Source organism: Solirubrobacter pauli, from assembly GCF_003633755.1.
In the GTDB taxonomy this organism is placed as follows: Bacteria; Actinomycetota; Thermoleophilia; order Solirubrobacterales; family Solirubrobacteraceae; genus Solirubrobacter; species Solirubrobacter pauli.
The window spans coordinates 3,022,806-3,049,461 of sequence record NZ_RBIL01000001.1; the positions used below are offsets into that span (position 1 = coordinate 3,022,806).

Genomic DNA, 26,656 nt, shown 5'->3' on the forward strand with positions numbered 1-26,656 from the left:
GTGCGTGAGGCACTGGTGAGCCCCGATTGGCCGCTCGTCGGTCGCGACCAGGAGCTGACGGCGATCGCTCGGGCGCGCTCAGAAGGGCATTGGGGCGTCGTCGTCAGTGCCGACGCCGGGACCGGCAAGTCGCGGCTCGGCCGCGAGGCGCTGGCCGCGTTCGAACGCGACGGAGCGATGACGGAGTGGGTGCAGGCCACGCGCAGCGCGGCGATGATCCCGCTCGGCGCGTTCGCGCGCCTGCTCCCGGACTCCGTGCGCTCCGACCAGGCGTTCAACCTGCTGCGCGACTCCGCGCGCGCCCTCGAGGAGCAGGCGGCAGGGCGGCCGATCGTCCTCGGCGTCGACGACGCCCAGCGCCTGGATCCCGCGTCGGCCGCGCTGGTCCTGCACCTGGCCTCGCGCGCCGGCGTGTTCGTCGTCGCCACGATCCGGACGGGTGAGCCGTGTCCGGACGCGATCGTCGCGCTGCACAAGGACGGTCACGCGCTCCGCCTGGAGCTCGCACCGCTCGGCGACGCCGCCCTCCGGTCCATGGTGGAGACGGCGCTCGACGGCCCGGTGGAGGAAGCGGCGTACCGCTGGATCGTCGACCGCAGCCAGGGGAACCCGCTGTACGCGCGCGAGCTGGTGACCGGCGCGCTGGCCGGCGGCCAGCTGGTCGACGACCGCGGTCTCTGGCGGCTCGCCGGCCGCCCGGCCGTCGCGGCCTCGCTGATCGAGCTCGTGGGCCACCGGATGGACGAGCTCAGCGGCGAGCAGCGCGCGCCGGCCGAGCTGCTCGCGCTGGCGGAGCCGTTGCGGCTGACCGAGATCGAGGGCCTCACGTCCTACGACGCGCTCGCCGACGCCGAGGCCCGTGGCCTGATCGCGCTCGACACGGGCGGCGACGTCCGGCTCGCGCACCCGCTCTACGGCGACATCCTGCGCGCCGCGATGCCGACGCTCCGCTGCCGCGCGCTGCGGCTGCGCCTGGCGGCCGCGCTGCAGGAACGCCGCCCGATGGCCCCCGACGACGCGTTGCGCGTCGTTCGGCTGCTGCTGGACGCCGGTGCGCCGATCCCGCCGCAGCTGCTGGTGGACGCGGCGCGTGCGGCCAACCTCGCCGGCGACCCCGAGCTCGGTGCGCAGCTCGGCGAGCTGGCCGTGGCCGACGGCGGCGGCTTGGACGCCGTCCTCGCACTCGCCCGCGCGAACGCGATCCGCGGTCGCTTCGACGAGGCCGAGGCCGCGCTGGATGCGGTCGAGGCCGAGGTGCCCGGCCACCCCGCGGCGGTGGCCTACCTCGAGCAGCGGGTGCGGATCCTGTACTGGGGGATCGGCGACCGCGGCGCGACGGAAGCGCTGCTCACGCGCGCCGCCGCATGGGTGGACCGGCCTTGGCGGCTCGCGCTGCGGATGCCGATCGCCGTCGCCGCCGACCTGGCCGGGACGATCGCCGAGGCGGAGGCCACGCTGGCCGGCGACCTGGAGCCCGAGAGCCGCCGGGTGCTGGAGACGCGGCTCGCGATGGCGCTGTTCTACGCCGGCCGCTGGACCGACGCGCGCAGGCTCGCCCACCGGCACCGGCCGCCGATCCCCCTCCAGGACTACACGGCCCTGATGACGCTGCCGGCCTACCGGATGGTCGGTGCCGAGTCCGGGATCGACTGGCCCGACCTGGCCGCCGATCTCAAGCGCGCGCTGGCCGAGAGCATTCGCTGCCATGACCACGAGGCCGCGGCGCAGGCGGCGGTGGGCCTCGCCCACCTGGACTTCTTCGCCGCGCGCTTCTGCGACGCCGAGCGCTGGCTCGCCGAGGCCGAGCTGCACTTCGAGCGCGAGGACGCGTTCGGGCTGATCGCCGACGTCCACATGCTGCGCATCGGGATCGCCGCCGCCACGCGCGACGCCGCCGGCGTCGAGGAGCCGTTGCGGCGGCTGCGCGCGCACGCGGGACGGGACCGTCCGCAGCCGCTGGCGCGTGCCGCCTACGTCGCGCGGGCCGAAGGGTGGGCGGCCTGGGTGCGCAACCCGCAGCTGGGCGCGGCGCAGCTGCTCGAGGGCGCGCAGGCCTTCGCCGCCGACATGCCGGGCTTCACGCTGCTGATCGGCCACGACGCGCTGGTCGCCGGCGCGTCCGCATCGCGCGTCGCCGCGCTGCTCACGGAGGCCCGGCCCGGCTGCGCCGCGCCGCTGCTGGACGCGTACGCCGCGCACGCCGAAGCGGCGGCCGCGCGCGACGGGGACGCCGTGCTCGCCGTTGCCGACACGTTCGCGCGGATCGGCGCGACGTTCTACGCGCTGCAGGCGGCCACGCGCGCGGCGGCCTGCTTCGTCGAGGACGGCCGGCAGGACTCCGCGCGCCGCGCCGCCGCCCGGGTACGTGAGCTGCACGTCGCCGGGCAGGGCACCGAGCCGCCGGTGATCGACGGCCTCGACGGCTCCGCGGTGTCGCTGACCGCTCGCGAGGCCCAGCTCGTCGACCTCGCCCGCCAGGGCCTGTCGAACGCCGACATCGCCGACCGGCTCGTGCTCTCGGTCCGCACGGTCGAGTCGCACCTGTACCGCGCGATGCAGAAGCTCGGCGTCCGCGACCGCCGCGACCTGTGACCGCGGCGGGCGCATGGCCCCTCGTCGGCCGCGACGCCGAGCTCGAGCGGATCGCCGGCGCGCGGCGCCGCGGCGACTGCCCCGGTGTCGTCGTGCACGCCCCGGCGGGCGCAGGCAAGTCGCGGCTGGCGCGGGAGGCGCAGTCCGCGGCCGCCGACGAGGGCCTGCCCGTGTACTGGGTCCAAGCGACGCGTAGCGCGTCGACGATCCCGCTCGGCGCGTTCGCGGGCGTCGTCCCGGAGGACGTGCGCTCCGACGACACGCTCGAGCTGCTGCGGCGCAGCGCCGACGCGTTGCGCCGCCGTGCGCGTGACCGGCGCGTCGTGCTGGGCGTCGACGACGCCCAGCTGCTCGACCCGGTGTCCGCCGCGCTCGTCCTGCACCTGGCCTCCAGCGAGGCGGCGTTCATCGTCGCGACGGTTCGCGCCGGCGAGCCGGTGCCCGACGCGATCCAGTCGCTGTGGAAGGACGCCGGCGCGCCGCGACTGGAGCTCGGGCGGCTCGACGACGACGCCATCGCCGTGCTGGTCGAGGCCGGTCTCGGAGGGCCGGTGGAGCGGCAGGCGATCGAGTGGGTGATCGGCGCCGGCGAGGGCAACCCGCTGTTCGCGCGCGAGCTCGTGCTCGGCGCCCTGGAGGCGGGCACGCTCGTCAACACCGGCGGCCTGTGGCGTCTGCGCCGGCGTCCGCCGGTGAGCGACTCGCTGCGCGAGCTGATCGGAACGCGGATGGCCGGCCTCGCGGACGACGAGCGGCTCCCCGTGGAGCTGCTCGCGCTCACCGAGCCGCTGCGGATCGAGGAGCTCACCGAGTTGGCCGGGCTCGAGCCGTCCGTACGAGCCGAGATGCTCGGGCTGATCGCGATCGACACCAGCGCGGACGCCGCCCGGCTCGCCCACCCCCTGTACGGCGAGACGGTGCGCGCCGAGCTCCCCGCGCTGTACGCGCAGAGCCTGCGGCGCCGCCTCGCTGACAGGCTTCTCGCGCGTGACCCGGTGACACCCGAGACGGCGATGCGGGTCGCGCGGCTGCTGCTCGACGCGCAGCAGCCCGTGCCGGCCCCGCTCCTGGTCGACGCCGCCCGCGCCGCCAACGAAGCCGGCGATCCCGACTTCGGCGCGCGCCTTGCCGAGCTGGCGCTGCCGGGCTTCGAGGCGACGCTGCTGCTCGCGCGCGCCCACTTCGCGCGCAAGCGGTTCGCGGAGGCCGACGCGCTGCTGGCCACGGTCGACGCGGAGGCGGAGGCCGCCGTCTCGGGCGACTACGTCCAGCAGCGCGTCCACACGCTCTACTGGGGCCTGCGCGACGCCGACGCGGCCCGAGCCTTCATCGCGCGTGCCGGCGCGTGGGCGCACGACGGCGCGTGGGAACGGCGGCTTGCCCCGCTGCAGGACCTGCTGGCGGATCGCCGGGGCGACTTCGCCGATACCGTGCGCGTGACCCAGGCGGCGATCGACGGGCCCGAGACGGACCCGGCCACCCGGCGCGGCGACGAGGCGCGGCAGGCACTCGCCTACCTGTACACGGGCGAGGGCACGCGCGCCTACGAGCTCATGCGGCGCCTGCGGCCGAGCGTGCCGTTCGGCTACGCGGAGACGCTGGCGGCCGGCGGCTTCAACCTGATCGCGATCGAGACCGGCGAGGACCTCGAGGACGCCGACGCCTACGCGGCCGGCCTGTTGCGCGACGCCGTCCGGGTCGAGGACCACGCGGCCGCCGCGACCGCCGCCTTCGGGCTGGCGACGACCGAGTTCCTGCGTGGCCGCTACCGCTCGTCCGCGCGCTGGTTCGACGAAGCGGAGCTGCACTACGACCACCAGGACACGTTCGCCGGCATGACCGTGGTCCACGCCTTCCGCGTCGGCATCGCCGCCGCCACCGGTGGGGACGTCACGACGCCGCTGGAGCGGATGCGCGAGCAGTTCGGGCCGGCGGGCGCCTGGCGCCACCAGGTCCCGTACGTCGAGCGCGCCGAGGGTTGGGCGGCCGTCGCCCGCGGCGAGCCGGATGCAGCCGAGCGGTTCGTGCACGCCGCCGACCGCAGCGCGAAGCTTCCGATCTTCGCGGTCCAGCTGCTGTATGAGGCGTTTCGCGCAGGGCTCGACGTCCGCGAGCGCATGCGGGCGGTCGCGCCGCGTGCCGACTCGCGGCTGGCGCGCGCCTGCGCCCGCCATGTCGCCGCGCGGTCGGGCGCCGAGCGGCTCGCGGTGGCCGCCGAGCTGGCGGCGATGGGCGCGCTGCAGTACGCGTTGGAGGCGACGGTCGGCGCCGCGGACGCCTTCCAGCGTGCGGGCGACGCGAGCGGCGTGCGCCGCGCCGCGGCCCGCGCCCGTGAGCTCCACCAGCCTGACCAGGGCACCCCGGAGCCGGCCATCGAGGGACTGCCCGACGGCGGCGCCGACCTGACCCGCCGCGAGGCGCAACTCGTCGGCCTCGCGCGCGAGGGGCTCTCGAACGCGGAGATCGCGGACCGTTTGGTCGTCTCCGTGCGTACGGTCGAGAGCCACCTCTACCGCGCGATGCACAAGCTCGGCGTCGGCGACCGCCGCGACCTCTAAGTAGCGCTCACCCGAAGACTGCAGTACGGCACTACGGTCGAGCGGTCGCTGGACCGCTGGAAGGCTCCTGACTCCCTCTCCAGGAGCCTCCGAATGAGCACACTCGACCTCCCCGACACGCACGCGCCGACCCCTCGACCGCCGCGCGCGACCCTCGTCGACGTCTTCGACGCGACCGTGGCCGCCCACGGTGAGCGCCTCGCGCTCGACACGCCCGGCGCGCAGCTGACGTACACGGCGCTCGCCGAGCGCGTGCACGTGGTTGCCGACCGTTTGCGCGACGGCGGCGTCGGCCCGGGCGACCGCGTCGGCGTGCGCGTCGCCAGCGGCACCCACGAGCTCTACATCGCGATCCTCGGCGTGCTCGCCGCCGGCGCGGCCTACGTCCCGGTCGACGCCGACGACCGCGCCGCCCGCGCCGAGCAGATCTTCACCGACGCGGGCGCTTGCGCCGCGGTGGGCGACGGGCTCGAGCTGCACTGGCGCAATGCCCCGAGTGGCCGTGCCGGACGGCCTGGCCCCGACGACGACGCCTGGATCATCTTCACGTCGGGCTCGACGGGCGCGCCGAAGGGCGTCGCCGTCAGCCACCGGTCCGCGGTGGCCTTCCTCGACGGCGAGGCGGAGCTGTGGCGGGTGCACCCGGAGGACCGCGTCCTGGCCGGGCTGTCGGTCGCCTTCGACGCGAGCTGCGAGGAGATGTGGCTCGCCTGGGCCAACGGCGCGGCGCTCGTGCCCGCGCCGCGCGCGCTCGTGCGCTCTGGTGTCGAGCTCGGCCCGTGGCTGGCGGAGCGCCGCGTGAGCGTCATCTCCACCGTGCCGACGCTCGCGGCGATCTGGGACGACACGGCGCTCGCCTCGGTGCGGCTCCTGATCCTCGGCGGTGAAGCCTGCCCGGAGTCGCTGGTGCAGCGCTTGGCCGGCGACCGCGAGCTGTGGAACACCTACGGGCCGACGGAGGCCACCGTCGTCTCCACCGCGACGCGGCTGATGCCGGGTGCGCCGGTCACGATCGGCGAGCCCTTGCGCGGTTGGGAGCTTGCCATCGTCGACGAGCGCGAGCAGCCCGCCGAGGAGGGCGAGCTGGTGATCGGCGGCGTCGGCCTCGGGCGCTACCTGCGCGCCGACCTCGACGCCGAGCGCTACCGCGCGCTGCCCGTCCTGGGATGGGAACGCGCCTACCGCACCGGTGACATCGTCCGCCGCACGGACCACGGGCTCGAGTTCGTCGGCCGTCGCGACCACCAGGTCAAGATCGGCGGACGCCGGATCGAGTTGGGGGAGATCGACGACGCGCTCAGCGCGGTGCCCGGCGTCCGCGCCGCGGCCACGGTCGTGCAGTCGTCGGCGGCCGGCAACAAGCTGCTCGTCGGCTACGTCGCCGGAACGCTCACGCCCGAGGCGGTCCGCGCCGACGTCGCCGCGCGCCTGCCGGCGAGCCTCGTGCCGCAGATCGTCGTCCTGGACGAGCTGCCGCTCGCCACGTCGGGCAAGGTCGACCGCAAGGCGCTGCCGTGGCCGCCGCCCGGCGCGGGCGAGAGCCACGGGCTCACGGCCGCCGAGGAGCGGCTGGCGGAGCACTGGCGCGAGCAGCTCGGCCCGGTCACAGTTGGTCCCGACAGCGACTTCTTCGCCCTCGGCGGGACTTCGCTGGCCGCCGCCAAGCTCGTCTCGGTGCTGCGCGTCGAGCACCCGTCCGTGGCCGTCGCGGACGTCTACGAGCAGCGCACGCTGCGCGCGTTCTCGGCCCGGCTCGAGCAGATCGCGGGGCCCGGGACGGACGCCGTGCCTGAAGTCTCTCTGCGCGGCGCGCGCCGGCTGCAGCTGCTGCAGCTCGTCGGCGTCGTCGTGCTGTTCGCGATCCAGGCCGTTCCGTGGCTGCTCGGCACGCTCGTCTACGGCAACGTCGTCGACATCGGCACCCCGCACGTCGGCTGGCTGTGGCTGGGCGCGGCGTGGATGCTGCTCGCGAGCCCGCCCGCCCACGTGGCGCTGCAGTTCGTCTGCACCCGCGTGCTCCTGCGCGGGGTGCAGCCCGGCCGCTACTCGCGCTACTCCGGCTTGGCCGCACGGCTGTGGTTCATCGACCGCTTGGCCGAGGTCACCCGTTACGAGCGTCTCGGTGGCACGCCTTGGGCGGCGAAGTACGCCCGCCTGGTCGGCGCCGAGGTCGGCGACGGCGCGCGCCTCGCGACCGTCCCGCCCGCCGGCGCGCTGCTGCGGATCGGCGCCGGCGCGACCGTCGAAGGCAACGTCGACCTGCGCGGCTGGTGGATCGACGGCCAGGAGCTCGTGGTCGGCGCGATCGAGGTTGGCCCGCAGGCGCGGATCGGCTCCCGGTCGCTGCTGAACCCGGGCACGGTCGTCGGCGCGGGTGCCGAGATCGAGCCCGGAACCGTCGTCGAGGGCGAGGTCCCCGCCGGCGAGCGCTGGGGCGGCGCGCCCGGACGCCGGATCGGCGTCGCCGGCGAGCACTGGCCCGCAGAGCCACCGGCGCCCACACGAGCCGGGCTGTGGCCGTTGGCGTTCGCCGCGAGCCTCGGCCTGGAGCTGACGCTCGGCCTCGCGGCCTTCGCACCGGCGGTCGGCCTGCTCGCGCTGCTGGGCTCCGACCTGCCGACCCTCGGCAGCTCGACGGGCGAGCTGGCCTTCGAGGTCGCAGTCATCACCGCGATCTCGGTCCCGCTGACCGCGCTGATCGTCGCCCTCACGTTGCGGCTGGTGTGGCGGCTCGTGCGCCCGGGATGGCACGACGAGCACGGCCCGACCGGATGGGCGCTGTGGTTCGGCGAGGAGCTCAAGAAGAGCTCGATCACGCTGCTGTTCCCGCTCTACGCGTCGACCTTCACGCGCCCGTGGTACCGCCTGATGGGCGTCACGGTCGGCCGCGGGACGGAGCTGTCGGTGTCCACCGGCCTGAACCCGCTCGTCTCGTTCGGCACGCTGAGCCAGGGCACCGACGACATCGGCTTCTGCACGTCCCGGTCGCGCGACGGCTGGATGCGCGTCGAGCCGATCACCGTCGGCGACCGCACCTTCCTCGGCCCGGGATCGATCCTGCGCGGCGGAACGACGCTCGGCGACGACAGTCTGCTGGGCGTCATGACCCTCTCGCCGGAGCACCCGGCGCAGGGCACGTCCTGGCTCGGCGTTCCCGCGCTCGAGCTGCCGCGCCACCCCGACGCCGCCGACCCCTCCCGGACCGTGGACCCGCCGCGCCGGCTGCGGATCGGCCGCGCCGTGATGGACGTGGTGCGGCTGCTCGGGCCCAACGCCATCGCGCTGTTCGTCGAAGTGCTGGAGCTGACCGCGATGGTCGCGATCTGCGCGCGGTACGGCGTGCTCGCGGCCGCGCTCACGGCGCCGTTCGTGCTGATCGCCGGCGGCGTCGTGTGCACGGCGGTGACGATCGCGATGAAGTGGGTGCTGATCGGCCGCTACCGGCGCAGCGTGCACCCGCTGTGGAGCGGGTTCGTGTGGCGCGACGAGCTGATGAACGCCGCGCAGGAGCAGCTGGCCGACGAGAAGCTGCTGCGCCTGACGATCGGCACGCCGATCATGTCGCTCTACCTGCGCGCGATGGGCGCGCGGATCGGGCGCGGCGTGTGGTGCGAGACGACCGCCGTCACCGAGCACGACATGATCACGCTCGACGACGGGGCCGCGGTCAACCGCGGTGCGTGCCTGATGACGCACCTGTTCCATGACCGTCTGCTGCGGATCGGCCCGACGCATCTCGATCCCGGTGCGACGCTCGGCCCGACCGCGGTCGTCCTGCCGGACACGCACGTCGGCGCCGGCACCGTCCTCGAAGGCCACTCGGTGGTGCTGCGCGGCGAGGAGCTGCCCGACGGCACGCGCTGGCACGGGACCCCGGTGATCGCGCGATGAACGTCCTGCTGATCGAGGGGCCGGACCCGGCCGCGCTGCGCGCGCGGGCCCGCACCCTTGGGGGCCAGTCGCGCTCTTACTGCGCGCCGTACGCGGTCGTGGCCTTCCACGACGGGCCGGTCGGCGTCGACATCGAGCGCGTCGTCGACTGCGACGACCGGTTCGCGGCGTCGATCACGACGCCGTCCGAGCGGGTGCCGCGCGACGCCGCGGAGATCATCTCGCTCTGGTCGAGCAAGGAGGCGCTGGCGAAGGCGCTCGGCGACGCCGTCGCCTACGACCCGCGGCGGCTCGAGTCGCCCGCCGCGTGGCGCAACGGCGTCAACGGCGCCTGGCACGCCCAGGCGCTGACCCTGCCCGACGGCTTCCGGGGCTGGGTGTGCTGGCGATGACCGACTCCACCCTCAAGCGCAACGTGGGCTTCTGGGGCCTGCTGTGGGCCTCGGAAGGCTCGATCATCGGCTCCGGCTGGCTGTTCGGCGCCCTTGTTGCGGCCACGACCGCCGGTCCCTCCGCCCTGATCGGCTGGGTGCTGGCGTCGGCGATCGTGATCGTCCTCGCGCTGGTGCACGCCGAGCTGGCGGGTATGTTCCCCGAGAGCGGCGGCACGAGCCGCTTCCCGCACCACGCGTTCGGCAACCTCGCCGGCATGACGTTCGGCTGGGCGTCGTACCTGCAGGCGGCGGCCACCGCTCCGATCGAGGTGCTCGCCGCGATCCAGTACCTCTCGACCACCGACTGGGGCCACGGGCTCTACCGCTCGAGCGGCACCCTGAGCGGCACCGGGATCCTGGTGGCCGTCGTCCTGATGGCGTGCTTCGTCGTGCTGAACCTGATCGGCATCCGCTGGCTCACCCGCGCCAACAACACGATCACGGCGTGGAAGGTCGCGATCCCCGTCCTGACGATCGTCGTGCTGCTCGTCACCCACTTCCACGCGAGCAACTTCACGGCCGGCGGTGGCTTCTTCGTGCACGGCTCGGCCATCCACTCGATCCTCGTCTCACTGCCCTCCGGTGGGATCGTGTTCGCGCTGCTCGGCTTCGAGCAGGCGACCCAGCTCGGCGGCGAGGCCCGCAACCCGGGCCGCGACCTGCCACGTGCGGTGATCCTGTCGATCCTGATCGGCGCGGGCATCTACACGCTGCTGCAGCTCGCGTTCATCGGCTCGCTCGATCCCAAGCTGCTGCTCACCCACGACTGGACCGCTCTCGGCGCCGGCAGCGCCGACCCGGCGATCGTCGCGCTGAACGCGGGGCCGTTCTACGCCATCGCCTCGGTGGCCGGCCTCGCCTGGCTCGCGTTCCTGCTGCGGCTGGACGCGGTCGTGTCGCCGTTCGGCAGCGGCCTCATCTACCTCACGACGTCCGCCCGGATCAGCCACGCGCTGTCCCGGAACGGCTACATCCCGGAGCCGTTCGAGCGCACCCACCGGCGCACGCTCGTGCCGGTCTTCGGCGTGCTGTTCAGCACGGCCGTCGGCCTGCTGTTCCTGCTCCCGTTCCCGAGCTGGAGCAAGCTCGTCGGGATCGTCACCAGCGCGTCGGTGCTGATGTACGCCTCGGCGCCGCTCGCCCTGGGCGCGCTGCGCAAGAGCCGCCCGGAGCTGCCCCGCGTGTACCGGCTCCCGGCCGCCCGGGTGCTCGCGCCGATGGCGTTCGTCTGCGCGACCTGGATCATCTACTGGTCGGGCTGGCAGACGCTGACCACGCTGATGGTGGCCATGCTCGTCGGCTATGCGCTGATCGCGGCGTCGTACGCCTTCAAGCTCAACCCCGCGGCAACGCCGGTCGAGTGGCGCGCCGCGGCGTGGATCGCGCCGTACCTGCTCGGCATGCTCGTGATCTCCTACTTCGGCGACTTCGGGCCGGGAGGGATCATCGGAGGCATCGGCGTCTTCGCGCATGTCCTCGATCACGGCGGCACCGGTGGCCTCGGCCTGGTCGGAGGGCTGATCGCCTCCGCCGGCTGGAGCCTGGTGATCTATCACCTGGCCGTCGCGCTGCGCCTGCCGTCCCCGGCCTCGACGCCGGCGACGCACCGCGCGAACGCCGCACGGACGGACAGCCGCCGGGGCTACCTGGCGGCGGGAAGTTCCACGTAGCGGCGCGTCGCCTCGACGACGGTGGATAGCGGGTTCGCCCGCGTCACGGCCACGAACGTCGGCATCCAGCCGGCGTTCGGTGCCGTGCTCACGAGCACGCGCCCGGCCAGACCGAGTACGGGTCGGCCGGCGCGCCCGGCGCGCCATCCTCGCCGCGCTCAGTACGAACGGCACGCGAATGCCGTAGCGCACTACGCAAGACGGATCGTGCGGCACGACGGAAGCTGAAGGCATCACCGATCCACTGCCACCCGAAAGGAAGCAGATGCCTGACATCCGCAAGGCGGCCGCAGCCGCCGCCGTCATCGCCGGCCTGGGCGCCGTCGCCGCGCCGGCCACCGCCGGGGCCGCCACGATCCCGACCCAGAGCCACACGTACCACATCGCCGTCAAGCCCGGGGTCCTCGCCGGCGGCCAGAACCAGATCACGGCGAACGTGAAGGTCGCCAACCCGCAGGCGAACGTGCGGCGCTTCTGGAGCCGCAGCACGGTCCAGCAGGTCGTGCGCGACGGCGTCGACAACAACCTCCAGAAGCCCTACATGAGCCAGGGCTTCCGCTGCACGCCCACGCTCGACGGCGCGATGAACGCGAGCACCGCCCGCTTCACCTGCAAGCTGCAGGGCGCGGACACGCCGACCACGGTCACCGTGACGTTCACGGCGCCGTACCTGCCGCCCACCGCCAACTGAGCGCACGGCGAGCAGTGCCTCCGAACCCCCGTGCGGCGTCGCGACGACGCCGCACGGGGACGTGAGCCGGCGACGACTGCGCACGGCGCCGCGGTCAACGCGCGTTGAGTAATCCCGGCGGGGTGAGGCGCGTTCATCCCCGCACCGTGGACGCTGCGCTCGAGCACTTCCGATGACGCCGCAATTCGACGCACCGGACAGCCGTGAGCGAGCGCGCGACGGCGGCAGCATGACTCCGGTCAGGCGCGACGACCTGAGGAGAACCGCGTGAGCGCTGTCGACACCGACGTGACCACTCCTGGCCCCGCCAAGATGAGTCTTCCCACCCTCACCGGGCTCGTGGTGGGCGGCATGGTCGGGGCCGGCGTGTTCTCCCTCCCGGCGCGGTTCGGGGTTGCGACCGGCATCCTCGGCTCGCTGATCGCGTGGGCCGTGGCCGGCGCCGGAATGCTGATGCTGGCGTTCGTCTTCCAGAACCTCGCGATCCGCAAGCCCGAGTTGGACTCGGGCGTCTTCATCTACGCCAAGGCGGGCTTCGGCGACTACGCCGGCTTCAACTCCGCGATCGGGTTCTGGGCCAGCGCCGTGGCCGGCAACACGTTCTACTGGGTCTTCATCAGCGCGACGCTCGGCAACTTCTCCGACGCCTTCGGCGACGGCGACACCGTGCTGGCCGTCGCGCTGTCGTCGGTCGCGATCTGGCTCTTCCACTACCTGATCGCCCGCGGCGTCCGCGACGCCGCCGTGGTGAACCGGATCGTGACGGTCCTGAAGATCATCCCGATCCTCGTCTTCATCGTCGTGCTGCTGTTCTCGTTCAACGCTGGCGTCTTCTCGGACAACTGGACCGCCACCGGGTACGGCGATCTGGGCAACCTCGACGAGCAGGTCCGCAACACGATGCTGATCACGACCTTCGTGTTCATCGGCATCGAAGGCGCGAGCGTCTACTCGCGCTACGCGAAGCGCCGGGCGGACGTCGGCCGGGCGACGGTGCTGGGCTTCCTGAGCGTGCTGTGCATCTTCGCGCTGGTGACGCTGTCGAGCTACGCCGTCATGCCCCAGCCCGAGCTCGCGGAGGCACGGCAACCGTCGATGATCCCGGTCTTCGAGAGCGTCGTCGGCGACTGGGGTCGGTGGTTCATCAGCGCCGGCGTGATCGTCTCGGTGCTCGGCGCCTACCTGGCCTGGACGCTGATGGCCGCGGAGGTCATGTTCATCCCGGCCCGCAACGAGGACTTCCCCGAGTTCCTCGGGCAGGAGAACGAGCACGGCACGCCCATCACGTCCCTCGTGGTGACCTCGCTTGCGATCCAGGGTCTGCTCGCCCTGACGCTCGCGGTCACCGACGCGCTCAACTTCATGCTGGACCTGGCAACCAGTCTCGCCTTGCTGCCGTACTTCCTCGCGGCCGCCTACGCACTCAAACTCGGGCTCACGGGCGAGTCCTACGAGCGGGTCGACCGGCGGGTCAGGACCAGGGAGACCATCTTCGCCGGAGTCGCCACGGCCTACACGGCATTCCTCTTCGACGCCGCGGGCCCCAAGTTCATCCTCCTCATGACCGTGCTCCTCGCTCCTGCGTCCCTGCTCTACATCAAGGCCCGCAGCGAGCACGGCCGACGCCTGTTCTCCCCGACCGAGCTCGGGCTGTTCGTCCTGATCGTCGCCGGCGGCGTCGTCGGCGCGATCGGCCTATGGACCGGCCGGATCAGCCTGTGAGCCATCGCCCCTCTCTCGACAGGAAAGGCAGAAGCGCATGACCGCCGACACGACAGGACGCGTCGCCTCCGCCCACGGCGTGCACTCCGAGGTCGGGCGGCTTCGCAAGGTGCTCGTCTGCGCGCCCGGGCTGGCGCACCGCCGGCTCACCCCGAGCAACAGCGACGAGCTCCTGTTCGACGACGTGCTCTGGGTGGAGAACGCCCAGCGCGATCACGCCGACTTCGTCAACAAGATGGTCCAACGCGGCATCGAGGTCGTCGAGCTGCACGCCCTGCTGGCCGAGACCCTCGATGTGCCCGGAGCCCGCGACTGGCTCCTCGATCGCAAGATCGAGCCCAACCACGTCGGCGTCGGCCTGATCGACGGAACCCGTGCGTTCCTGGAGACCTTGAGCAGCAAGCCGCTCGCGGAGCTCCTGATCGGCGGCATGGCGACGAGCGACCTGCCCGAGGAGTACCGATCCAGTTATGTGACGCTGGCTCGTGAGGCGACCGGAGCGCGTGAGTACCTGATGGCTCCGCTGCCGAACACGATCTACACCCGTGATACGACCTGCTGGCTCTACGGCGGGCTGACCATGAACGCGCTCTACTGGCCGGCGCGCCAGGACGAGACGCTCATCTACAAGGCGATCTACACGTTCCACCCCGACTACGTCGACTCGACGGTGTGGTGGGGTGACGCTGAGAAGGACTGGGGCATGGCCACCTTCGAGGGCGGCGACATCATGCCCGTCGGCAACGGCGTCGTGCTGATGGGCATGAGTGAGCGCACCTCGCGCCAGGCGATCACCCAGGTCGCGCACGCGCTCTTCGAGCGCGGTGCCGCCGAGAAGGTCGTCGTCGCCGGGATGCCGAAGCTGCGCGCTGCCATGCACCTGGACACGGTCATGACCTTCGTCGACCGCGACACGGTGACCATCTATCCGAGCATCGTCGATCACATCCACGCCTTCACGCTGCTGCCCAGCGACAAGGCGCCCGGGATCGACGTGATCGACCACGGCGGCACCAGGTTCCTCGAGGTCGTGGCAACGGCTCTCGGCCTCCCCGAGCTCCGCACGATCGCCACCGGCGGCGACGTCTACCACTCCGAACGGCAGCAGTGGGACAGCGGCAACAACGCGGTCGCCCTCGAGCCAGGAGTCGTGGTCACCTACGACCGCAACACCCTCACGAACACGCTGCTCCGCAAGGCGGGCATCGAGGTCGTCACCATCGTCGGCGCCGAGCTCGGCCGCGGTCGCGGCGGCGGACACTGCATGACCTGCCCGATCAGCCGAGAGCCCGTCGAGTTCTGAGGCGCCGGCGGCGGGGCCCGCGTCGAGCATCGACGTCATCCGTCTGTGGAGAGGTCCAGATCGGTTGACGTGCCCGTAGCGGAGTGAGAATGTCGGTGGGTGGAAGGCTCGACGGCCACTCCGAGGCGCGATGACGTCGGGGCGTGGATCCAGCCCGTGGCCACCGCGGCCGGCGCGCTGGCGGGGCTCGTGATCTTCGTCCACTTCCTCGGCGGCACCGTGATGTGGCTGCGCTTTCGCAAAGCCGATCTGCCCGCCGACCAAGCCGTCGCGCTGATGACGCGCGAGCAGATGCTCACCGTCGGGTTGCGCTTGATGGTCCTGCCGATGATCGTCAGCGGGCTGCTGGCGATCACGCTCGTGTGGATGGGGAAGCGCCATCGCACGCCGCGGCGCCTGGCCGAGCGGCGTGCGACCGAGCGGCGCGCGGCTGTGCCCGCGGCGGGCGCCCCGCACTCGCCGGAACGGCGAGTGCGCGACCGGCGCACGCGTGCGCGGCGCTCCGGGGACGAACGTCGCTCCGCCGAGCGCAGCTCCGGAACGACGCTCAACCGCGTCTTGCTCGGGATCAGCGCGGTGGTCGTCGTCGTGCTGGTGCTCACGCTGCCGGGCTCGTGGGCAAGCCTCACGTGGCTCGCGCTCCTGCTCGTGATCGTGTACTGGTGGCGTGGCTTCGGCGCCCGCCAGCGCCGCGCGGGCGAGGAGCCGTCGCCGTGGCGGCTCGCGGCCGTGGCCGTCGTGGCAGCGGCGATCGTCTCGCTCGGGCGTCAGATCGACCAGCCGGTGCAGCTGCTGCAGACGACGGCGATGGTGGGCTCCGGGGCGCACGCGAAGCGGATGACGGGCGTCTTCATCACGGCCAGCGACAGCGCCGTCTACCTCGGCGACACGACGACGCACCGGATCTCCGCGATCCCGCGCGACACGGTGTCCTTGATCACGCTCGGGCCGCCGTTGGAGCGCGCGCCGAACCGGTCCGTGCTCAGCAAGCTGCTCTTCCGGGACCGGTGGTCGTTGACACCGCTGCGGTGGTGGTGCAACGGCAAGGACTACGCGCTGCACGACTTCGACCTCCTCTGCAAGGACCAGCCGAAGCCGGCGCCCGACCAGCGCCATCAACTCGATGTCCGCTGGATTCCCGTCCGCATCGAGTGCCCGAAGACCGCCAAGGACGACTGCGAGGGCTACGTGCGGCTGCGGACCCGCGACACCTACTCCAAGGCGCTCGGCCGCTACGCCTTGCCACGACCCGTCGTGTTCCCCAACGAGCACGTCGACGGCGTCCATTTCACGTTGCGACGCGGGCGGACGGGCGAGGTGTGCGTGCCGACCAACGGGAACGAGCAGAAGCTGCTGCGCGCCAAGTCCGACGTGAAGCGTGCGAAGGGCCGTCCGGTGCCGCTGGACATCGTCGTCACGAGCGATCCGGCCGGCGCCTCGCAGATGAGCACGGCCCCGATGGAGCTCGACGTCGGGCCGGCCGATGCCGACCCCTCGATGATCGTCGCGAGCGATTGCGGGAAGCCGTTGCGGACGGCGCTCGCCAAGCGACCACCGCGGGTGACGACGGTCACGGCGGTGCGCGTTCCGGACGCCCACCAGCTCGTGGTCGACGATCACGGGACAAAGAAGCTCGTCCGTCTGCTCGGCATCGAGAGCCCTTCGTCATTGTCGTGGGAGCCTGCGGCCTGCGGCGAGCCGCAGGGCACCGCGGCCTTGCTGCGGCTCGTCTTCACGCGAGCGCGCGATACGAACGGCGACGGGCTCGTGGACACGCCCGGGGGCCGCGCGCGCACGCTGCGGCTCGAGCCCGACGAGCACCAGCTCGACCGCGATCCACGGCGCAGCTACCTGCTCCGCTACGTCCGCGTCGCCGGGGAGGCGCACACGCTGCAGGAGGCGGCGCTGCGCTCGGGGTGGGCGAGGCTCGGGCGCCCCCACGGCGAGCCGGTCGAGCTGCTCCCGGCGCTGAAGCGGGCGGCGCGAGCCGGGAGCCGGGTGACGCCGAACCTGCGCACGAAGTGCTGATCAGGAGGACCCGTATCAGGACTTGATCCTGTTTATAGCGAGCGGCTAACCGAGTGAGTCGTTTCCGAGTCCAACAATTACGAGATTGAATCTCATATATGCTGGCCACATGTCTGCATTGCCAACGCGTCTCCTCGGCACGGGTCTCGCCGCGCTGTTGCTTGCCTCGCCGGCGCTCGCCGCGCCCGGGGAACTGACCACGATCGCCGGTGGACCAGGAGGCGGATTGGCCACCGGGCTCGGCCTCGTCCCGTCCGCACTCGCCGTCGACGGGGGTGAGCTGATCGTCGGCGATCAGCAGAACGGCGCCATCCGGTCGGTGACGTTGTCGACCGGAGGCGTCACCACGCTGGCCGGCACCGGGGCCGCCGGGTCCAGCGCCGCCAACACGACGTCAGAGCGCGCGGGCGTGCTCACCCAGCTCCCGGGCTACGGCGCGAGCGTGGCCGGTCCGCTGGCCGTGGCCGTGGCGGCTGACGGGGACGTCGTGTTCAGCGTGGGTAGCGGCGGGACGCTTCGCCGCCTGGACCGCACGACGGGCACGCTCACGCGGATCGCGGGCACCGGTGCGTTCTCCTCGACCGGCGCCGGTGACGGCGGCCCGGCGTTGCAGGCGGGGCTGAGCCTCGTACGCGGCCTCGCCGTCGACGCGGACGGCGCGATCCTGCTGGCCGACGGCGGTGCGGGGAAGATCCGGCGCATCGACCCGGCGACGAACGTCATCACCACCGTCGCCGGTGGCGGGAGCAGCGTGGGCGACGGCGGCGCGGCGGGCGGGGCACGGTTGAGCGATCCGCGGCAGATCGCGCTCGATCCCGGGACGGGCGACCTGCTGGTGGCCGAGTTCGGTGGGCACCGGGTGCGCCGCGTCGCCGCCGGCGCCGACGGCCGCGTCGGTGCCACCGACACCATCACGACGATCGCCGGCGACGGCACCGCCGCCACGGCCGACACGCTGGGTGACGGCGGCCCGGCGTCCGCCGCGCGCTTGAACGCGCCGAGCGCCGTCGCCGTGCTGCCGAACGGGGCCGTCGCGATCGCCGAGGCAGCGAGCAACCGGCTCCGGCTCGTCCGGCCGGACGCGACGATCACCACCGTCCCGACCGCGGCGCTCGGCACGCCAGCCGCGCTCGCCGTGCGGGGCGCGGACCGGCTGTTCGTCGCCGAGACGAGCGCGACGACGCGCCGCGTGCAGGAGCTCACCATCGATCCCGCCACCGGTGCGCTGACCACGATGCGGACGGTCGCCGGCAACGGCAGCAATGGCTTCTCCGGCCACACGACGCCCGCGGTCGAGGCGCAGCTCGCCGACCCGCGCGCCATCACCGTCGCTCCCGACGGCAGCTACTACATCGCCGACAACGCCAACGCTCGTGTGCGTCGGGTCGATCCGGCGACGGGCAAGATCACGACCGTGATCGGCAGCGGCATGACGTGCCCGAACCCGACGGACACGACGTGCGTGGAGAACGTGCCGGCGCTGGAAGCCAAGCTCACGCGGCCGTGGGACGTCGCGGTCGCAGCCGACGGCACCGTGTACGTGCTCGAGAGCAACGCGTTGATCTCGCGGATCAGCCGATTCGATCCGCGGACGGGCCGCCTGGTCCGCCTCGCGGGCGGCGCGATCGGCTTCGCCGGGGACGGCGGCCCGGCGCGCGACGCGCGCTTCAACGAGGCACAGGGCATCGTGCTCGACGCCGCCGGGCGGTACCTGTACGTCGCCGACACCAACAACCGCCGCGTCCGGCGAATCGACCTCCAGCAGGACTCGGTCACGACGATCGCCGGCACCGGCGTGCTCGGGGCCACCGGCAACGGCGGACCCGCGGCCGCGGCCACGCTGCAAGGACTGCTCGGCATCTCGCTCGGGCTCGACGGGGATCTGCTCGTCCCGGACAACACGGCCCGCTCCGTCCGGCGCATCGACCTGGCCACCGGCGGCATCGACGAGGAGGTCGAGGCGCTCGGCGAGCATGAGCACGACCACGGCAGCGAGGCGGACGCCGAGCCGCAGAGCATCGTGCGCGTCGCGGAGCGCGCCGTCGGGCACATCGTGCTCGTGGACGGCACCGGGCACGCGGTCTACGAGGCCGAGCGCCATGGCGACCACCACCACGTGAACCGGATCGCCGGCACGGGCACGCGGGACTTCACCGGCGAGTCCGGCCGGTCGCTGACGACAGCGCTGGCCGCCCCCTACGACGCGGCCATCACACCCGCTGGGCACGTGCTCATCGCCGACGGCGGGAACAACCGGATCCGCCTCGTCGAGCTCGCTCCGGTGGAGGAGCCGACGCCCACACCCACACCGACGGCTGAGGCGACTCCCGACGCCGATACCCCGCAGCCTGCGGCGCCGGAGCCGGCCGAGCGGCGGCCCGCGAGCCCGGCGGCACCTGCGGTCAGGGTGACCGTGGGCAAGCCGACCGTGAAGCGCGCCGACCGCAGGGTCGCGCGCCTGCGCGCAGGATTGACGGTCCGGACCGCGGTCCATGGCGCGACGCGGCTGCGCGCCGAGATCCGCGTCTCGGCGGCGACCGCGAAGCGCCTGCGCACCCGGACACGGCTCGCGGTCCTCACGCGCTCCGTCGCCGACGGCACCGTGAGCCTGCGCCTCCGCCCGGGCGCCGCGGTCCGCGAGCGGCTCGCGCAGTCGCGGCGGAACCTGCGCGTGACCATTCGCGTCGTCGCCACCGCTCCGGGAGCCGAGGAGGCCGTCACCTCGGCGACGCTCAGCCTGCGCGGGTGAAGCGATGATCGCCTCGGCGACGGCGGCGCGTCGTGCTCCTCGGCTCCTTAGTCGTGTCCCATCCGGTCGATGCACACGGTGATGGCCAGGATCAGCGCGTCGTCCTGCCCCGGGGCGATCTCGATCCCGTAGGTGTCGCGAACGCGCAACCAGCGCTTGGAGACCTCGGCGACCTTGTCGCCACCGCGTTCGATCTCGTACTCGTGGTCGACCACGTTGCCCTTCGCCGACAGGTCGTCGCCGCCCGCGACCTCGATCGAGTAGCGGTCGCGGATTCCGATCAGCGCCTTCTTGACGGTCGCGACGGTCTTGCCGTCGCGCTCGATCGCCATCCGGTCACGGACGCTGAGCTTCTTCTCCTGGATCGTGAGCAGCTCCTCCCCGGAACGGCCCTCCAGCACGAGCGTCTCGCGCAGGCGCAACGCCTTGCCGTCGACCTTGAACGCCCGCTCGCCGCCGTCGGTCTCGATCCAGAAGTCGTCACCGACCGAGAACACCTTCTCACGCATCGTGTAGCGCGTGCCCTCGGGGCCGCGTCGATCACGCAGTCGTCGCATCCTCGTCACTCCCTTCGCCGTGGTGCGTGCAGGGAGCGTCGCGGACCGGTCGCCGCGTCGGCGTCATCCGGATCGGACGATGTCGACGGCGTCCACGGCCGAGATGATCGCCAGGATGGTCACGGGCACTCGGGACACCTTGGACGTCGTCGTGCTGGGCGCTGGGCCCGCGGGCGTCATCGCGGCGCTGCGCGCCGCTCGCCTGGGTGCGAACACCGCGCTGCTCTCCGACGGCGCGTTCGGCGGCATGGCGGCCAACGATGGCCCAGTGCCGGTGCGGACGCTCGCGCACGCGGCGCGGCTGATGCGTGAGGCGCAGCAGATGCCGGACTACGGCGTCCCCACCGCCGGCGGTGGGGTGGACTACCTGAAGCTGCTGGCGCGGGTCCAGGACGTCACCGCGGCGGTGCGCCGCGGGTCGCTGCTGCGCACCGAGCTCGAGGCGGCCGGGGTCAGCGTGCGCGAGCACAGCGGCGCCGCGCGCTTCGTCGACGGCGGTACGATCGAGCACGACGGCGGACGCCTGCGGGCCGGCAAGGTGATCGTGTGCACCGGCGGTGCACCGCGCCGGCCGTCGATCCCGGGCATCGAGCTGACCGCCACCCACAGCGACGCGTGGGCGTTGCGGGAGGTGCCGGAGTCGATGGTGGTACTCGGCACGGGGGCGACCGGCGTCCAGGTCGCGTCCATCTTCAACGCGCTCGGGTGCCGGGTCACGCTGGTCGATGCGGGCCCGCGCATCCTCAAGGGCGAGGATGTCGCGGTCTCGCACGGTGTGCGCGCGGGCTTCGAGGCGTCCGGGGTGCAGGTGGCGGTCGACGCCGGTCGGGTCGAGCGTTTCGAGGCCTGTCCGGCTGGGGTGCGCATGGTGCATGCCGGGAACGCGTTCGCAGCGGCGGTGATCGTCGTGGCTGCCGGGTGGGTCGCGAACACCCGCGGAACAGCGCTCGAGCATGCCGGCGTCGCACTCGACGAGCGCGGGTTCATCAGAGTCGACGCGCACCTGCGGACCACGGCGCCCGGCGTCTGGGCGGCCGGCGACGTGACCGGGCGCGGCATGGTCGTGCACGAGGCGGTACGGCAGGGCGTCCTGGCCGCGACCAACGCGGTGCTCGACGCTGACGCCGTCCTGCCCGAGCAGGTCAGCCCGACGGGAAGCTTCACCGATCCGGAGTACGCGTCGGTCGGCCTGACCGAAGAGCGCGCACGGCGCGCACACGACGTGCTGGTCGCGACGGTGCCGTTCGACAGCGTTCCCCGCCCGATCATCGACGGCCGGCCCGCGGGCTTCTGCAAGCTGATCGTGGACCGCGTGCACCGCCGCATCCTCGGCTGCCACATCGTCGGCGAGCGGGCGGTCGAGCTGGCGCAGGTCGCCGCCACGGCGATCGCCGGAGAGCTCACCGTCGAGCAACTCGCGCGGGTCCCGTTCTCGTTCCCCACGTACGCCAACGCCCTCGGCAGGGCCGCGATCACGGCGGCCGCCGAACTCGACGGCTCACACATGTGGGCCGTCGACCTCCTACACCCCGAGATCGCCTGAAGGAGACCCACCGTGACGACCACCGAAGCCGCCCGCCACGGCATCACCGTCGGCCCGACCAGCGAGTTCAGCCTGTTCTTCCGCGTGCGGTCGGGCGAGGAGCAGGCGATGCGCGAGGCGATCGAGGAGCTCCAGCGCAGCCCCGGCTACCGGCCGGGCGACTACGAGCTGCCGATCGCGGTCATCCACGAGGCGCGGTTCGTGCTCTTCGACGACGACACGCGGCTGCTGTTCGCCACGAGCTTCGACGGCACGTGGGACTCCTACATGGAGGACTTCGCGTCCAAGCCGCTCAAGCTGTTCGACGCGATCTTCCGGCACGTCGAGGGCTACGAGGGCTTGCCCGACCTGGCCGCGGTCAAGGCCTTCATCCTCGGCGCGCAGCGGAGCGCGTCCGGCTACGCCCGCAACGTCGGTGGCACCGTCAAGGAGATCCGCAAGGCGCAGCGGGTCAACGCCGCCTTCCAGCGCGTGCTCGACGACCCGGCGGCCGAGGAGGCGCTGAGCCACCCGGCACTCGCTCCGCTGCTCGAAGAAGCGGCCGACGCCTGATGTCGCACCACATCTCCGGCCCGCGGGCGGTCGCCGAGCCCATCGCGGACATCACCGACGTCTACGCGTTCCCGAGTCCGGAACGGCCCGGGTCCCTCGTCCTGGTGCTGAACACCCTGCCGTTCGCCGAGCCGACCGACCGGTTCTCGGACGCGTTGATCTACCGCTTCCGCCTTCGCCGGCTGGCTCGCAACGGCGCCGCGGTGCCGTTCAGCCCCGTCGACGAGCAGGACTTCACGATCGACTGCGTCTTCGACGGCGAGGGCGACGAGCAGGTCTGCGTGTGCACGTTGCCCGGCGGTGAGACGGTCACCGTCGACGTCAACGACGAGCGTGGCGCGGCGGGGACCCGGGTGTTCGCGGGCCCGCGCTGGGACCCGTTCATCCTCGACGCGCCGGCGATGCTCAAGACGATCGCCACGGGCGAGCTCGCGTTCACCGATCCGGGCGCGATCTACCTCGACGGCAAGAACGTGCTCGGCCTGGTCATCGAGCTCGACGCCTCGGAGCTCGGCGACTTCATCGGCGTCGCCGCCGAGACGCTGACCCGCGGCAAGCTCAACGTGCGGCTCGAGAGCGCGGGCCGGCCCGAGGTGCCGAACATGATGCTCGGACCGACGCAGTTCGATCAGGTCAACCGCGATCTGGAGATCCGCGACCTCTACAACATGGACGACCAGTTCCATCCGGCGCACGTCTACGAAGGGGCGTATCGCGCGCGGCTGAACGCGAACCTCGCGTTCTGGGACGGGCTCGACGGCAAGGTCGACTGGCCGCTGGACGAGGACGGCGCGCACCCGTTGACCGAGCTGGTGCTGGCCGACTACCTCGTGCTCGACCTCACGAAGCCGTACGCGGCGAACGGCTCCTACCTCGAGCCCGAGCTCGCCGCGTTGCGCGGCGAGCAGCACCGGACGTGCGGCGGCCGCGCGATCAACGACGACGTGATGGACACGATCTTCACGTTGCTCATCACGGGTGGCAACGGCCCCGCGGTGCGTGACGGGGTGGACCGCTCGAGCCGGCCCGCGAGCGACCGGTTCCCGTACCTCTCGGCGCCCAACCCGGATCCCCCGCGGCCACCCGCACGGCCATGACCGTCGTGCGCGGCACGAGCCTCGAGCTCGGGGACATCCAGCGCGGCGTGCTGCAGAGCCGTCCATCGCCGTACGCGGGCACCTACCTGCTGCTGCGCATCCGGGACCGCGACGCGGGCCGCACGCTGATCGAGCGACTGCTGCCGCACGTGGCGTCCGCGGCGGGGCCGGCGCCCGGCGACGCCTCGCTCTCGGTCGCGTTCACCTACGCGGGCCTGCGCGCGCTCGGGGTCGGCGAGGACAGCCTGGCGAGCTTCGCCCCGGAGTTCCGCGAAGGCATGGCCGCCCGCGCCGCGCACCTGGGCGACCGGGGAGACAGCGCGCCCGAGCACTGGGAGGCGCCGCTGGGGACGTCCGCCGTGCACGTGGCGCTGGCCGTCCTCGCCCGTGACGAGCAGCACCTGGACGAGCTGCGCGTCCGGGCCCGCCGGGCGCACGAGCAGCTGCCCGGCGTCGAGGTCGTCTGGCGCCAGGACTGCTACCAGCTGCCCAACGAGCGGACGTCGTTCGGCTTCAAGGACGGCATCGGGCAACCGGCGATCGAAGGCAGCGGCATCCCGTCCACCAATCCGCACGAGCCGCCGATCAAGGCGGGTGAGTTCGTGCTCGGCTACCCGGACGAGAGCGGCGGCTTCGCGCCGATGCCGACGCCCGAGCTCCTGGGCCGCAACGGCACCTACATGGTCTTCCGCAAGCTGCGGACGCGCGTCGCGGCCTACCGGCAGTACTTGCGCGCGAAGGCCCGCACGCGCGAGGAAGAGGCGGCGCTGGGCGCGAAGATCGTCGGCCGCTGGCCGAGCGGCGCGCCGCTGAGCCTGGCGCCCGATCGCGACGATCCCGCGCTCGGCCAGGACGACGCCCGCAACAACGCCTTCGGCTACGGCGACGACCTGCGCGGCTTCAAGTGCCCGGCCGGCGCGCACGCCCGCCGCGCGAACCCGCGGGACGCCCTGGACGGCGAAGGGCTCGTCGACGTCCGGCTGCACCGCATGATCCGGCGCGGGACGAGCTACGGCCCGATGCTCGGAGCCGGCGAGCTGGAGGACGACGGCATCGAGCGCGGGATCGTCTTCGTCTTCCTCGGCACCCGCATCGACCGTCAGTTCGAGTTCGTCAAGACGCAGTGGCTCAACGACGGCGTGTTCATCGGCGCGCCGGAGGAGCGCGACCCGCTCACCGGCCCCAACCAGGGCTGGGAGCGCTTCACCATCCCGCACCGCCCGATCCGCCGCCGCCTCGACGCGCTGCCGCCGTTCGTCGTCACGCGCGGCGGCGAGTACTGCTTCGTCCCCGGCCTGCGAGCACTCCACTGGCTCGCGGAAGGAGAACGCGCGTGAGCGTCACCGACGAGACCGATCGCTGGAAGGTGCTCGACTTCGGGCCACCGCCGGCCGACTTCACGGAGCCCGACAACCCGGTGCTGCTCGAGCATCGCTCCGAGGGCCGCGTCGCGGTCGTCACGCTCAACGCGCCCCCGGACAACGCGATCACGACGGCGATGGGCGCCAGGTTGACCGAGGTGCTCGAGACGATCGCCGTCACGACCACGGTGCGCGCCGTGGTGATCACCGGCGCCGGCGAGCGGGCCTTCTCGGTCGGCAGCGACCTGCGCCAGCGCAAGAACATGACGAAGGAGGACTGGCTGCGCCAGCGCCAGGACTTCGACCGCACGCTGTACACGCTGCGCCAGCTGCGCAAGCCGATCTTCGCCGCGGTCAACGGCATCGCGTACGGAGGTGGGTCCGAGATCGCCCAGAGCTGCGACTTCATCGTCGCTGCCGAGGGCGCGACCTTCGGCCAGCCCGAGGCGATGATCGGCCTGGCGGCGGGCGGCGGCTCGCCCGTGTTCCTTCCCCGGCTGCTGCCACCCGGCCGGGCGTTGCAGATGCTCATGACCGGCCAGCCGCTGAGCGCCGCCGAGGCGTATCGGCTCGGCATGGTCAACGAGCTCCATCCGCAGGGCGAGCTGATGACGGCGGCGCTGCGCATCGCCGACCAGATCGCCTCGAACTCCCCAACCGCCGTCCAGGCCGTCAAGCGCGCCGTGCGCATGGGCGAGAGCCAGCCGATCGAGCAGGCCGTGGCGATCATGATGGAGGCCCACTGGCGCTCGGCCGTCCACCCCGACCGCGCCGAGGGCATCGGCGCCTTCAACGACAACCGCGATCCGCACTTCGCGGACGCCGACTACTGATCGAGGCGAGATGACCGCGAGCGAGCGTGTCAGGGCGGCCCGCGGCGCCCTGACGATGGTGCAGGCCGAGCCGTTCAACGCCGAGGCACCGCCGGAGGCGTTGACCACCGACATCACCCCTACCGAGCTGCACTACGTGCGCAGCAACTTCGCGCTCCCGGAGCACGACGGGCTGCTGCACGTCGGCGGGACCGTGGCCAACCCGCTGACCCTGACCCTCGACGACCTGCGTGCGCTGCCCGCGGTCACCCGCGCGGTGACGCTCGAGTGCGCCGGCAACGGCCGGTTGGGGCAGACACCGCTGCCCGAGGGCGAGCCATGGGGCCGCTACGCGGTCTCGACCGCCCGCTGGACCGGCGCGCGGCTGTGCGAGGTGCTCGACCGGGCCGGGTGCAGCGCCGACGGCGTGGACGTCCGCTTCCAGGGCGCGGACCATGGTCCCTACCACCAGCACGAGGACCTGCGCTTCGTCCGCTCGTTGGATCTCGTCCACGCCGCCGACCCGTCCGCCGAGATCCTGATCGCCTACGACATGAACGGCGAGCCGCTCGACGCCGACCACGGCGCGCCCTTCCGCCTGATCGTGCCGCACTGGTACGGCGTCGCCTCGGTCAAGTGGCTCGAGCGCATCGACGTCATCACCACCGACTACGCGGGTGAGTTCCAGGTCGGCCACTACATGTACGAATGGCCTGACCGGCCACACGAGCCGGTCACCGCCATGCGCGTGCGCGCCCGCATCACCGACCCCGCCCCCGGCGCCGAGCTGCCCGCGGGCACATGCACGATCCGCGGCAAGGCCTGGTCGGGCACCGGGCCGGTCACCAAGGTGGAGCTGAGCTTCACCGGCGCCGGCGACTGGCACCCGGCACGCCTGGACATCCGCCAAGAGCCGTACGCGTGGCAGGACTGGTCCTTCGAGTGGACCGTCAGCCGGCCGGGCCGGTACAGCCTCCGCGCCCGCGCCACCGATGCGGCGGGCAACGTCCAGTCCGAGGTCCCGCCGTGGAACCGGCTCGGCTACGGCAACAACGCCGTCGAGGTGCAGCACGTCGACATCCGCTGACGGCAGCCG

The 26,656-nt window shown here is 72.8% G+C and carries 17 protein-coding genes; 16 read left to right on the top strand and 1 reads right to left on the bottom strand.

Annotated elements, in window-relative coordinates:
• The 10 genes from C8N24_RS14300 (at window position 1) to C8N24_RS14345 (ending at window position 19,638) form a co-directional block, all read left to right on the top strand.
• A complete protein-coding gene (locus tag C8N24_RS14300) occupies window positions 1-2,592 on the top strand; it encodes a LuxR C-terminal-related transcriptional regulator (RefSeq protein ID WP_147447798.1) in 2,592 nt (863 codons plus the stop codon).
• On the top strand, window positions 2,589-5,150 hold the full coding sequence (locus C8N24_RS14305) for a helix-turn-helix transcriptional regulator (protein WP_121250791.1): 2,562 nt from the start codon (window positions 2,589-2,591) through the stop codon (window positions 5,148-5,150). Before C8N24_RS14300 ends, C8N24_RS14305 begins: the two co-directional genes overlap by 4 nt.
• A 93-nt stretch (window positions 5,151-5,243) precedes the next feature.
• On the top strand, window positions 5,244-9,041 hold the full coding sequence (locus C8N24_RS14310; RefSeq protein WP_121250792.1) for a Pls/PosA family non-ribosomal peptide synthetase: 3,798 nt from the start codon (window positions 5,244-5,246) through the stop codon (window positions 9,039-9,041).
• Window positions 9,038-9,433, top strand: a complete 396-nt coding sequence (locus C8N24_RS14315) for a 4'-phosphopantetheinyl transferase superfamily protein (protein ID WP_121250793.1) — start codon at window positions 9,038-9,040, stop codon at window positions 9,431-9,433. The genes C8N24_RS14310 and C8N24_RS14315 overlap by 4 nt, the downstream gene beginning before the upstream one ends.
• Window positions 9,430-11,145, top strand: a complete 1,716-nt coding sequence (locus tag C8N24_RS14320; RefSeq protein WP_121253203.1) for an APC family permease — start codon at window positions 9,430-9,432, stop codon at window positions 11,143-11,145. Before C8N24_RS14315 ends, C8N24_RS14320 begins: the two co-directional genes overlap by 4 nt.
• A gap of 265 nt (window positions 11,146-11,410) precedes the next feature.
• The gene (locus C8N24_RS14325) at window positions 11,411-11,836 is read left to right on the top strand and encodes a hypothetical protein (RefSeq protein WP_121250794.1); all 426 of its coding nucleotides are present in this window, start codon (window positions 11,411-11,413) and stop codon (window positions 11,834-11,836) included.
• A gap of 312 nt (window positions 11,837-12,148) precedes the next feature.
• Window positions 12,149-13,558, top strand: a complete 1,410-nt coding sequence (locus tag C8N24_RS14330; RefSeq protein WP_121250795.1) for a basic amino acid/polyamine antiporter — start codon at window positions 12,149-12,151, stop codon at window positions 13,556-13,558.
• A gap of 37 nt (window positions 13,559-13,595) precedes the next feature.
• On the top strand, window positions 13,596-14,861 hold the full coding sequence (locus C8N24_RS14335; protein WP_121250796.1) for an arginine deiminase: 1,266 nt from the start codon (window positions 13,596-13,598) through the stop codon (window positions 14,859-14,861).
• 156 nt (window positions 14,862-15,017) lie between these two features.
• Window positions 15,018-16,889, top strand: coding sequence for a thermonuclease family protein (locus C8N24_RS14340; protein ID WP_121250797.1), 1,872 nt, complete (start codon window positions 15,018-15,020; stop codon window positions 16,887-16,889).
• Window positions 16,890-16,998: 109 nt separating this feature from the next.
• A complete protein-coding gene (locus tag C8N24_RS14345) occupies window positions 16,999-19,638 on the top strand; it encodes an NHL domain-containing protein (protein ID WP_147447799.1) in 2,640 nt (879 codons plus the stop codon).
• 47 nt (window positions 19,639-19,685) lie between these two features.
• Here C8N24_RS14345 and C8N24_RS14350 read toward each other — a convergent pair whose 3' ends face one another.
• Window positions 19,686-20,195: an LURP-one-related/scramblase family protein gene (locus C8N24_RS14350; protein WP_121250799.1), complete on the bottom strand. Its 510-nt coding sequence runs from the start codon at window positions 20,193-20,195 to the stop codon at window positions 19,686-19,688.
• Window positions 20,196-20,310: 115 nt separating this feature from the next.
• Here C8N24_RS14350 and C8N24_RS14355 point away from each other — a divergent pair, with 115 nt between their 5' ends.
• The 6 genes from C8N24_RS14355 to C8N24_RS14380 are packed head-to-tail and all read left to right on the top strand — an operon-like array spanning window position 20,311 to window position 26,647.
• On the top strand, window positions 20,311-21,738 hold the full coding sequence (locus C8N24_RS14355; protein ID WP_170179087.1) for a dihydrolipoyl dehydrogenase family protein: 1,428 nt from the start codon (window positions 20,311-20,313) through the stop codon (window positions 21,736-21,738).
• A gap of 12 nt (window positions 21,739-21,750) precedes the next feature.
• Window positions 21,751-22,290 carry a hypothetical protein gene (locus tag C8N24_RS14360; RefSeq protein ID WP_121250803.1) on the top strand — a complete coding sequence of 180 codons (540 nt, stop codon included), beginning with the start codon at window positions 21,751-21,753 and terminating at the stop codon, window positions 22,288-22,290.
• On the top strand, window positions 22,290-23,387 hold the full coding sequence (locus C8N24_RS14365; protein WP_121250805.1) for a DUF4331 family protein: 1,098 nt from the start codon (window positions 22,290-22,292) through the stop codon (window positions 23,385-23,387). Before C8N24_RS14360 ends, C8N24_RS14365 begins: the two co-directional genes overlap by 1 nt.
• A complete protein-coding gene (locus C8N24_RS14370) occupies window positions 23,384-24,724 on the top strand; it encodes a Dyp-type peroxidase (protein WP_121250807.1) in 1,341 nt (446 codons plus the stop codon). The genes C8N24_RS14365 and C8N24_RS14370 overlap by 4 nt, the downstream gene beginning before the upstream one ends.
• A complete protein-coding gene (locus C8N24_RS14375) occupies window positions 24,721-25,581 on the top strand; it encodes an enoyl-CoA hydratase/isomerase family protein (protein ID WP_170179088.1) in 861 nt (286 codons plus the stop codon). Before C8N24_RS14370 ends, C8N24_RS14375 begins: the two co-directional genes overlap by 4 nt.
• Before the next feature lie 10 nt (window positions 25,582-25,591).
• Window positions 25,592-26,647, top strand: a complete 1,056-nt coding sequence (locus C8N24_RS14380) for a sulfite oxidase (protein WP_121250811.1) — start codon at window positions 25,592-25,594, stop codon at window positions 26,645-26,647.
• Window positions 26,648-26,656: the final 9 nt, after the last annotated feature.